The sequence below is a fragment of the Micromonospora sp. NPDC023814 genome (assembly GCF_040639595.1).
Lineage (GTDB): Bacteria > Actinomycetota > Actinomycetes > Mycobacteriales > Micromonosporaceae > Micromonospora.
Genome location: NZ_JBFAAF010000235.1, coordinates 1 through 1,436, shown reverse-complemented (window position 1 = coordinate 1,436; position 1,436 = coordinate 1). Strand labels below are relative to the sequence as shown.

At 65.8% G+C, this 1,436-nt stretch carries 2 protein-coding genes; one reads left to right on the top strand and one right to left on the bottom strand.

Going from position 1 to position 1,436, the window contains the following annotated elements; all coding sequences use genetic code 11:
• Positions 1 to 64: 64 nt before the first annotated feature.
• Complete coding sequence (locus tag AB0G14_RS35705) at positions 65 to 1,132, bottom strand: MFS transporter (protein WP_357705228.1); 1,068 nt, start codon at positions 1,130 to 1,132, stop codon at positions 65 to 67.
• Between AB0G14_RS35705 and AB0G14_RS35700 the strand changes: the two genes are divergently transcribed.
• A complete protein-coding gene (locus AB0G14_RS35700) occupies positions 1,052 to 1,405 on the top strand; it encodes a transposase (protein ID WP_357705226.1) in 354 nt (117 codons plus the stop codon). The genes AB0G14_RS35705 and AB0G14_RS35700 overlap by 81 nt on opposite strands.
• Positions 1,406 to 1,436 lie beyond the last annotated feature (31 nt).

The window sequence follows — 1,436 nt, the reverse complement described above, 5'->3', positions numbered from 1 at the left end:
TCAACCCGGCCCCGCTCAGGCGGACAAGACCGGGACCGTCCCACCGCAAGGCGGGACATACCGATCAGTCGCTACAGCGCACTGACAGGTAACGGTTGTTCTCCCAGTACGCCATGTTGAAGAAGTCGGCGTTCACGGCTGCGAACGCGCCCTTGCTGGCAGCCATGTCTGTGAGGGGTGTTCCCTCTGCGACATGCTCCGCGTGCAGCAGTTCCGTCGAGACCTTCGGGTTGCTCAGGTCTATCTCGAGGAGGTGCCCTTCGGACGAGCCATGCGAGGTAGTCACGGTGAACGCCTTGTGCAGCAGGCCCGGGGCTGGCTGCTCGGTCGACGTGTAGCCGATCGACACCTCGACGTCGTACTCGTACGGCGTTGTGGTTGCCCCCGCCACACCCGCCCCGACGACGACCAGAAGCGCCGCCGCGCCCGCGACTGTTCCGTATCGGCGCCGAGAATCCGTCGTGAGCACTGTTTGGCCTCCTGTGAATGTGATCCGCGTGGGGTCGAGCGGCCAGGCGCTCGCCCTCATCGGCGGTGACCACACCGCATCATGGTCACCTTGCCTACTGCGCACCTCGAGCTTTCCGACGCATGAACGCGCTGTGTCTGTTCCCGCGGGCGTCGGCATGCACAGGTGCCCGAACAGCCGCGGTTGTCTATATTGGATGGCTAACCGCTCCGCGTCGCCCACCAGCTCTGGCACGCTTGTCCGCACCGCCACGTTGAAGATCGTGTTGCCGCTGCCGAGGATCACGGCCACGGTGTAGAGGAGCTGCGGGTGCCCGGCTGCCGGCACGGCCAGCAGCGCGATCACCGCGAGGGCCTGCGCGACGTCGGTGGCGATCATGACGGTTCTGGGGTCGAAGCGGGTGACCAGGCCGCCAGCCACCGGCGCTACGAGGAAACCGGCGGCGAGCCGGATCGCCATCAACAGCCTGGTCTGCAGTGCGCTACCCGTCAGGTGGTACGCGTACAGGTTGAGGGCGACGAGGTTGAGGTAGTTGCCGAACGTCGAGACTGAGTAGCCGGCGACGAAAACGGCCGCTGGTTCGTGTCCCTGCTCTGCGCCGACCGGATCGCCACCCTCCCAGCCGCGGGGAACGCGGTCGGTATCGATGCCGGCCTCGCCCACCTGTTCACCCTGTCCACCGGTGAGAAGGTCGCCAATCCTCGGCACGAACGGGCCGACCGGCCCCGGTTGGCCCGCGCCCAGCGGGAGTTGGCCCGCAAGGAGAAGGGTTCCCGCAACCGGGCCAAGGCTCGCGTGAGGGTGGCCCGTATCCATGCCCGTATCGGCGATCGCAGGCGTGATCACCTGCACATGCTCACCACTCGACTCGTGCGGAACCTGTCAAGTCAAGTGAGACGTTTTCGTGGTCAGGTGTTCTGTAGATCTGCGGGTTGAGCTGCTGGTTTGTTGATCCACACCGTGGTCG